Origin of the sequence: Pseudomonas palmensis (genome assembly GCF_017848315.1) — a bacterium.
In the GTDB taxonomy this organism is placed as follows: Bacteria; Pseudomonadota; Gammaproteobacteria; order Pseudomonadales; family Pseudomonadaceae; genus Aquipseudomonas; species Aquipseudomonas palmensis.
In genome coordinates, this window is sequence record NZ_JAFKEC010000104.1 from 1 (window position 1) to 7078 (window position 7078).

General features: G+C 67.0%; 9 protein-coding genes. 4 read left to right on the forward strand and 5 right to left on the reverse strand.

Annotated elements, in window-relative coordinates:
- Positions 1-36 precede the first annotated feature (36 nt).
- Positions 37-1350 (forward strand): alginate export family protein, encoded by a 1314-nt coding sequence (locus JZZ72_RS27260; RefSeq protein ID WP_210015469.1) that lies wholly within the window; start codon positions 37-39, stop codon positions 1348-1350.
- 50 nt (positions 1351-1400) lie between these two features.
- Here JZZ72_RS27260 and JZZ72_RS27265 read toward each other — a convergent pair whose 3' ends face one another.
- Positions 1401-1898: a PaaI family thioesterase gene (locus JZZ72_RS27265; RefSeq protein ID WP_043860059.1), complete on the reverse strand. Its 498-nt coding sequence runs from the start codon at positions 1896-1898 to the stop codon at positions 1401-1403.
- 91 nt (positions 1899-1989) lie between these two features.
- Positions 1990-2643: an ArsR/SmtB family transcription factor gene (locus JZZ72_RS27270; RefSeq protein ID WP_043860058.1), complete on the reverse strand. Its 654-nt coding sequence runs from the start codon at positions 2641-2643 to the stop codon at positions 1990-1992.
- Positions 2644-2710: 67 nt separating this feature from the next.
- On the opposite strand from JZZ72_RS27270, the gene JZZ72_RS27275 reads away from it, so the two are divergent.
- Positions 2711-3223: a DUF2938 domain-containing protein gene (locus JZZ72_RS27275; RefSeq protein WP_210015466.1), complete on the forward strand. Its 513-nt coding sequence runs from the start codon at positions 2711-2713 to the stop codon at positions 3221-3223.
- Between the two features lie 2 nt (positions 3224-3225).
- Here JZZ72_RS27275 and JZZ72_RS27280 read toward each other — a convergent pair whose 3' ends face one another.
- A complete protein-coding gene (locus JZZ72_RS27280; RefSeq protein ID WP_210015467.1) occupies positions 3226-3810 on the reverse strand; it encodes a hypothetical protein in 585 nt (194 codons plus the stop codon).
- A 79-nt stretch (positions 3811-3889) separates the two neighbouring features.
- On the opposite strand from JZZ72_RS27280, the gene JZZ72_RS27285 reads away from it, so the two are divergent.
- Complete coding sequence (locus JZZ72_RS27285) at positions 3890-4291, forward strand: low affinity iron permease family protein (protein WP_043860056.1); 402 nt, start codon at positions 3890-3892, stop codon at positions 4289-4291.
- 6 nt (positions 4292-4297) lie between these two features.
- Here the strand turns inward: JZZ72_RS27285 and ycaC are convergent, their stop codons facing one another.
- On the reverse strand, positions 4298-4927 hold the full coding sequence (gene ycaC, locus JZZ72_RS27290; protein ID WP_043860055.1) for an isochorismate family cysteine hydrolase YcaC: 630 nt from the start codon (positions 4925-4927) through the stop codon (positions 4298-4300).
- A 73-nt stretch (positions 4928-5000) separates the two neighbouring features.
- Positions 5001-5894, reverse strand: coding sequence for a pirin family protein (locus tag JZZ72_RS27295; RefSeq protein WP_088515100.1), 894 nt, complete (start codon positions 5892-5894; stop codon positions 5001-5003).
- A 96-nt stretch (positions 5895-5990) separates the two neighbouring features.
- Here JZZ72_RS27295 and JZZ72_RS27300 point away from each other — a divergent pair, with 96 nt between their 5' ends.
- Entirely contained in the window at positions 5991-6899 is a 909-nt protein-coding gene (locus JZZ72_RS27300) for a LysR family transcriptional regulator (RefSeq protein WP_210015468.1), read from the forward strand.
- Positions 6900-7078 lie beyond the last annotated feature (179 nt).

A 7078-nucleotide genomic window follows, 5' to 3' on the forward strand; every position in this document is an offset into this window, starting at 1 on the left:
GGCCACCACTCACGCCAACCCGGGGACCCCACCACCATGAACCTGCACCCTCACCTGCTTGCCGCCCTCAGCCTGGCTGCGCTGCTGGCCCAGCCATCAGCCCAGGCCATCGAGCTCCACGCCGATGACGAGTCCCACCTGAATGCCGACATCCTGGCGGTGTACGGCCTGTTCAACAGCCGCAAGAACTACGACGCCACGCCCGGCGGCTCGACCTGGCGCGAGGGCTTCATCAAGTATGGAATCAGCGGCGACCAGCGCCTGGCCGGCAACGGCAGTGCCTACGGCGCACTCAGCTGGGTCAGTTCCGCCACCTGGGGCGATGGCGACGCAGCCGGCAACACCGACGGCACCGAGCGCACCACCAAGCTGGAGGACGCCTACCTCGGCTGGCGCTCCGGCGAGCTGTTCCCGTTGCTGGGCAAGGATGGCGTGGATGCCTCGTTCGGCCGTCAGGTGGTCAAGCTGGGCCGCGGCTTTCTGATCAACGACGACGGCCCCAACCTCGGCAAGGGCCCCGCCGACGGCGCGCTGGACCGTGGCGGCGCCTATTACCTGGCGGCGCGCCACGCGTTCGACCGCACCGCCGTGCTGCGCCTGGGCGGCGAGCGTGGGGTGCATGCCAGCGCACTGTGGCTCAAGTCCGACAACCGCGCCCAGGCCGAGACCGAACTGGCCGCCGGCACCCTGGATTACACCACCGCGGCCGGCACCCTGGGGCTGACCTGGATTCACGGCCTGGGCGTCACCGAGCAATGGGCCAGCGAATTCCAGCGCCAACGCGACGGCATGGACACCTACAGCCTGCGCGGCGAAGGCAACGCCGGTATCGACAACGCCAGCTTCGCCTTCGAGTACGCCTGGCAGGACAAGCAGGCCGGCCCGGAAAAGGCCTGGTACGCCGAGGCCGGCTACACCTTCGCCGAGCTGCCCTGGGCACCCAGCCTGACCTACCGCTACACCCGCTATTCCAAAGGCTGGGATGCCTTGTTCACCGGGCTGAGCACCGGCTACGGCACCTGGTTCCAGGGTGAGGTGGCGGCCAACTACGCGGGGCCGTTCAACAGCAATACCGGGGTGCATCACCTGGGCCTGGTTGCCAAGCCACTGGAGAACCTGACCCTGGGCGCGCTGTATTTCGACTTCGATACCCTGCACACACGCAACGCGCTGAACCTCGGTGCCCGCGAGCTGGACCTGTACGTGGAATGGGCAGTCAGCCCGCACCTGATCGTCAGCCCGCTGGTGGGGCTGTACCAGCCGAAAAAGGACGAGAACACGGGGGGCAATCAGGTGGGCGGCAATGGCACCAACCTGTACAGCCAGGTGACGCTGGCGATGCCGTTCTGAGTTGGCTGGGGCGACGGCCAGGGACATGTCCAAGGCCATCGCCCCCGGGGTTACACGGTCGCGTGGGCCTGTTGCTTGAGGCGTTCGGTGTCGACGCGCACGAACACCGAGTCGGCCGTCACGGTGAGCACGTCGCCGGCCCAGACTTCGCAGATGACCCGGCTCTTGCGCCCCACCTCACCCTCGACCCACGCCTTGAGCACCAGCTCCACGCCCATCGGGGTGGGCTTGAGGTAGGTCAGCGAAAGCTTGCCGGTGACGCAGTCGATGCGCGGCAGGCTGCCCGGCTCGCGGCCTTCGGCGCGGTAGTGCCAGGCCATGGCGGTCCAGTTCGAATGGCAGTCCACCAGCATCGCCAGCAACCCGCCGTACACCAGCCCCGGCCAGCCGGTGAAGGTGGCATCGGGTTCGTGCCGGCACAGCACGTGGCTGCCGTCCTCGGCCCAGTGGCTTTTCAGGTGCAGGCCGCTGGGGTGCGAGGTACCGCAGCCGTAGCACACGCCCTCTGGCGCGGCGAGGTCTTGCAGGGGTAAGGCTTGGGCGTTCATAGGCTTCCTGATTGTTTTTATGGAAAGTCAGACCGTCGATGTTAACGCTGCCAGGCCCGCGCGCGAAAGCGCCAGGGGCCGCCGCAGAGGCTCAGGCCTCCACCGGCAGCCCTGCCGCCTGCCAGTCCGGCAGGCCGCTGTCGAGCCGGCGCACCTTGAAGCCGTGCTCGCGCAAGGCCGCGGTGGCGGTACTCGACAGCACGCACCAGGGGCCACGGCAGTAGGCAACGATCTCCTGGTCCTGCGGCAGTTCGGCCAGGCGCTGCTGCAGCTCGTCCAGTGGCATGCTGATCGCCCCCGGCAAGTGCCCCAGGGCGTATTCCTCGTGGGAGCGCACGTCCAGCAGGGTGATGCTCTGCTCGTGCAGGCGCTGCACCAGTTCGTCGCGCGACATCGCCTCCAGGCGCTCCTGCGCACTCATGCTGTCGGCCAGCAGCTCGCGCACCGCCAGGCGGTTGTGCTCGGCGAACTGCCCCAGTGCCGCCAGCACCTCCAGGATTGGCCCACCACCCAGGCGGTACAGCACGCGCTTGCCGTCGCGGCGGGTCTGTACCACGCCCGCGCGACGCAGGTGCTGCAGGTGCTGGGAGGTGTTGGCCACGGACAACCCGCACAGTTCGGCCAGGCGCTCGACCGCACGCTCGCCCTGGGCGATGTGTTCGAGCAGGTGCAGCCGATGCGCATGGCCCAGGGTGCGGGCCAGCTCGGCGATATCGATGAAGTGTTGCTGAGGAAGGTCGGTCATTGACAGGAAGCTATCATTCGCCAATCATTCAATCAATTCATTGAATGTTTTATTCAGGAGCAACGCCATGTCCCCTCTGCTTCACTTCATCGCCAGTGCCAGCCTGATCGGGCTGCTGGGCACGGCGCTGGCCGACCTGTGGGCCGAAACACAGAAGCGGCTGCTGAAGGTCCCCACGCCCAGCTGGCCGATGGTCGGGCGCTGGGTGGCGCACCTGCGCCATGGTCAGTTCACTCATGACAGCATCGCCAAGGCGCCGCCCGTACCGGGCGAAGCCCTGCTGGGCTGGGCGACGCACTATGTGATCGGGGTGCTGTACGCCGGGCTGCTGCTGGCGATCTTCGGCATCGGCTGGGCCCACAGCCCTACCCTGCTGCCGGCGCTGGCGATCGGTATCGGCACGCTGGTGGCGCCGTTCTTCATTCTGCAGCCGGGCATGGGCGCTGGCGTACTGGCCCGTCGCACCCCCAACCCCAAGGTGGCACGCCTGCGCAGCCTGGCGGCGCACACGGCGTTCGGGGTCAGCCTGTTCGTCGCGGCGCTGCTGCTCAATGGCCTGGGCCTGATGCCCCGGGGCTGAGCTCAGGCCTCACGCTGGCACCAGGCGTCTATCAATACGTCCAGCAATGCCTGCGCATCCGTGGTGTTGGCGTCGACCAGGGCAATGGCCCAGCCACAGCCGGCCAGCTCGAAGTGTTCGCGCCAGTTGGGCCACGCCACAAGCCCGGCCAGGTCGAAGGAAAACATGCCGCCCCGCTCGCCATGGCCGCCGTGAATCGACTCGCCCAGGCCGAATGGCCGCGGGTCGAAGGGCTTGAGGCTCACGTAGTACACGTGGTGGGTGTCGTGCTCCGGGGTGGGCGCGCGGTTGCACTGGGAGAAGTCCACCGACTGCCAGCCCAGCTCGCGCTCGCTCATCGGCTGTGCCTGCGCGAGCAGGTAGTCGAACCCCAGCGTACGCCCACCCGGCCAACCGAGCTGGGTGGCACTGAAGGTTCGCTGGCGCGCCTTGCGTGGGTTGGCAAGCTCGCTCCAGCCCAGCTCGCGGGTCAGCACCAGGCCCTTGAGCAAGCGGTGCTCGCCATTGTTCAGCTCCAGCACGAACTGGCCGTAATCGGTGGGTATCACCCGCACCAGGTGCGTCGGTGCCCCGTGGTCCTGCCCCATGTCGTCTTCCCCTGATGTTACAAAGAATTTCGGCAACGCCGCAGGGTCTACCCAGTAGATCCCCACACAAGAGTCTGCCATGAAATTCGAACGCTTCGCCCAGGGCCTGGCCAAACAGGCCGGTCGCTCGCGCACCTTCCTCATCGCACTGGTACTGATCGTGGTCTGGGCCGTCACCGGGCCGTGGTTCGACTACAACGACACCTGGCAGCTGATCATCAACACCTCGACCACCATCGTCACCTTCCTGATGGTGTTCGTCATCCAGAACACCCAGAACCGCGACAACGACGTGCTGCACATCAAGCTCGACGAACTGCTGCGCTCGACCAAGGCGGCGCACAACGCGCTGATGAACCTCGACCAGCTGGACAACAGCCAGCTCAAGCAGTTGCTCAAGGAGTACCGGGAGATCGGCGAAGACCGCGCCACCGACCTGCCCGCCGATGAAACCGGGGGCAGGCGCGGCGACGCGCAGTGAGGCGGGCTACTGGTTGGCGCCGGTGAGGGTGTTGTAGCTGGTGATCAGGTTGCGGTAGTCGGGGATGTGGTTGGAGAACAGCGCGCCCAACCCCTCGACATCGTTGCGCCAGTCGCGGTGCAGTTCGCAGGCTGCGCCGAACCACGTCATCAGTTGCGCACCGGCCGACGACATGCGGTCCCAGGCGGCGTCGCGGGTGATCGGGTTGAAGGTGCCGGAGGCGTCGGTGATCACGAACACCTCGAAGCCTTCGGCAATCGCCGACAGCGCCGGGAACGCCACGCACACCTCGGTAACTACACCGGCGATGATCAGCTGCTTCTTGCCGGTGGCCTTGACCGCCTTGACGAAGTCTTCGTTGTCCCAGGCGTTGATCTGGCCGGGGCGCGCGATGTACGGCGCGTCAGGGAACTGCGCCTTGAGCTCGGGCACCAGCGGGCCGTTGGGGCCGCTTTCAAAGCTGGTGGTGAGGATGGTGGGCAGCTTGAAGTACTCGGCCAGGTCGGCCAGCGCCAGCACGTTGTTCTTGAACTTGTCCGGCTCGATGTCACGCACCAGCGAGAGCAGCCCGGCCTGATGGTCGACCAGCAGCACGGCGGCGTTGTTCTTGTCCAGACGGGTGTAGGGAACACTCATGGTCATACTCCTTGCAGGGGTGGTCCGGCGCCGTGGCGCCGGAGTTGGGACAAACGTGAGTTGCATACAGACCCTAGTCGGCGCGTGTGACAGTGCCGCCGCCATTGGTCATCTGGCCGAAGCGCCCGGCGCGAAAATCGGCGAACGCCGCCTCGATCTCGGCATCGCTGTTCATCACGAACGGGCCGTAGCCGACGATGGGTTCATCCAGCGGCTCGCCGCTGAGCCACAGCACCGCCGCCTCGCTGTCGGCCTGCAGCAGCACTTCGTCGCCGGCACGCTCCAGCAGCACCAGTTGTGCCGGGCCCACCGAACGCTCGCCATTGACCGTGACCTGGCCGCGCAGCACCACCAGGGCGCTGCTGTGACCGGCCTGGGCAGGCAACCGCACGGGCTTGCCGGGCTTGAGCTGCATGTCCCACACCTGCATCGGCGTGAAGGTGCGCGCCGGGCCGCGATGGCCGTGGTAGTCACCGGCGATCACCCGCAGGCTGCCGGCACCGCCGGGCAGCGCCACGCTGGGGATGTCGGCGGCCAGCAGGGTCTGGTAGCCGGCAGGGGCAGACTTGTGCCGTGCCGGCAGGTTGACCCACAACTGCACCATCTCCAGGGTGCCGCCACTGCGGGCGAACGACGGCGCATGGAACTCTTCATGCAGGATGCCGCCTGCGGCCGTCATCCACTGCACATCGCCCGGGCCGATCAGGCCACCGGCACCGGTGGAATCGCGGTGCTCCAGCTCGCCCTGGTAGACGATGGTCACCGTTTCGAAACCGCGGTGCGGGTGCTGGCCGACGCCGCGACGAGCGCTGGTGGGGGTGAAGGCATGGGGCCCGGCGTAGTCGAGCAGCAGGAACGGGCTGATGTGCTGGGCCAGGTTGTCGTAGGTGAACAGGCTGCGTACCGGGAAGCCGTCACCCACCCAATGCGGGTGCGGGCTGCTGTAGACGCCTTGGATCTTTTTCATGAGCTACCTCCTCTCGTGCATGAAGCCAACGATAAGGGCGCAACGCTGAAGGCGGTAGATAGCGTAAAGTGCCCTCAGCGTTCCATTTGGAGAACAGTGGTGGAAGACCTCAATGACCTGTACTACTTCGCCCAGGTGGTCGAGCACGGTGGCTTTGCCGCCGCCGGCCGTGCCCTGGACATGCCCAAGTCCAAACTCAGCCGGCGGGTGGCCGGGCTCGAGGAGCGCCTCGGGGTGCGCCTGATCCAGCGTTCCACCCGGCATTTTTCGGTAACCGACATCGGGCAGGCCTACCACCGCCATTGCGTGGCCATGCTGGTGGAGGCCGAGGGTGCGGCCGAGCTGATCGAGCGCCACCGTGCCGAGCCCCAGGGCATAGTGCGCCTGAGCTGCCCCACGGCGCTGCTGGATTTCTGGGTGGGGCCGATGCTGTCGCGCTTCATGGTGCAGTGCCCGCTGGTGCAGCTGCATATCGAGAGCACCAACCGCCATGTGGACCTGATCCAGGAAGGCATCGACATTGCGCTGCGGGTGCGGGTGCCGCCGCTGGAGAGCAGCGACCTGGTGATGAAGGTGCTGGCCAACAGCACGCAGTTGCTGGTGGCCACGCCCGGCTTGCTGGCGTCGTTGCCCAGGCCCATCGTGCCCGCCGACCTGGCCGCCTTGCCGAGCCTGCACTGGGGCAACCCGCAGCGCGATTATCAATGGCAGCTCAATGGCCCGGACGGCGCCACGGCCAGCTTGCGGCACACGCCGCGGCTGGTGACCGACGACCTGGTGGTATTGCGCCAGGCGGCGCTGGCGGGCGTGGGGGTGGTGCACCTGCCACTGGTGGTGATCCGCGACGAGCTGGCCCGTGGCGAGCTGGTGCAGCCCACCCCGCACTGGGCACCGCAATGCGGGCTGGTGCACGCGGTGTTTGCCTCACGGCGCGGGCTGCTGCCTTCGGTGCGGCACCTGCTGGATTTTCTGGCCCAGGAGTTTGCCCAGAGCGGGATCGATTGATGTGCCAGGGTTTGCTGGCGCTATGCGCCAGATCGCGGGTCAAGCCCGCTCCCACGGGGATTGCGGCACTCTTTGAATAGGCGCTGTACCTGTGGGAGCGGGCTTGCCCCGCGATCGAATGCACAGCATTCGCTGAACCTGCACCCACCGATCATCAGGCATACTGCCCCCCCACCCTC